Below are 1032 nucleotides of genomic sequence, written 5' to 3'. Positions count from 1 at the left end.
GCGGCAACTCAAAAGAGCCCACTACCATGGGTCGCCCTCCGTTGACGTACAGGGGCGCCGGTCGCCGAGAAGAGTCCACACCTCGCACCGGGTGTCGGTGTTTTGGGAATTCGCGACACGTTCCGACTTGTCGCGCCGGAGGTGGACCTTAAAACCTGCGGATTTGGTGTCGTTGGCCGCCTACCTCGCCTCTGGTGAGCCATGAGCCCGGTGGGAGGCGCGTTTGCGGATTGAGATCGCGAGTTTGTGGGTCCCGGGATGTTGAGGGTTGCACACTTCCGGTATGGATTAAAAGCGACGTTTTACCGTCCAGCGATTTTTTCCGATCTGCCCCGATAAGCGGACACTTTCCAGCGTTTGTCGGCATGTCTTAAACGGGCCGATTCTGTTGAAAAACGTAGCGGTTGCGACGCAGAGGCATCAGTGATTCAGTCTGTCTAGGCTGGCAGGACTGAAGATCATGATGGGGCATCGGCAAGTCGAACAGGCTGCGTTGTTCTATGAGTTCTCGCTCGAAAGGCACATCCCCGCCGACCACTTGCTCCGGTCGATCGATAGATTTGTCGACCTTGAACAGATTAGGCAGGACCTGGCGCCCTTCTACAGCAGTATCGGTCGACCTTCGATCGATCCCGAGCTGATGATCCGGATGCTCCTGATCGGCTACTGCTTCGGCATCCGGTCGGAGCGGCGCCTGTGCGATGAGGTTCACCTCAATTTGGCCTACCGGTGGTTCTGCCGGCTCAGTCTGGATGGGGCGGTGCCGGATCACTCGACGTTCTCCAAGAACAGGCATGGCCGCTTCCGGGAGAGCGATCTCTTCCGTCGAGTGTTCGAGAGCGTCTTGCGCCGCTGCATCGAGGAGCGACTTGTCGGTGGTGAAGGATTTGCGGTCGATGCGAGCTTGATCAAGGCCGATGCCAATCGGCAGAAGGGGATCGAAGGCGACAAGGGACTTCCACCGGAGGCCGCCGGCCGAGCGATCGATGAGTATCTGGCCGTCCTCGACGATGCCGCTTTCGGAGCAGCGAC

General features: G+C 59.1%; 1 protein-coding gene. It reads left to right on the top strand.

Features of this window, described 5'->3' with window-relative positions; translation table 11 throughout:
• Positions 1–460: 460 nt before the first annotated feature.
• Positions 461–1032 (top strand): transposase (locus Q2941_RS51675; protein WP_458197551.1); only part of this gene is annotated, 572 nt, incomplete at its 3' end.

The sequence above is a fragment of the Bradyrhizobium sp. UFLA05-153 genome, assembly GCF_054185185.1.
This window is presented reverse-complemented; position numbering and strand designations above follow the sequence as displayed.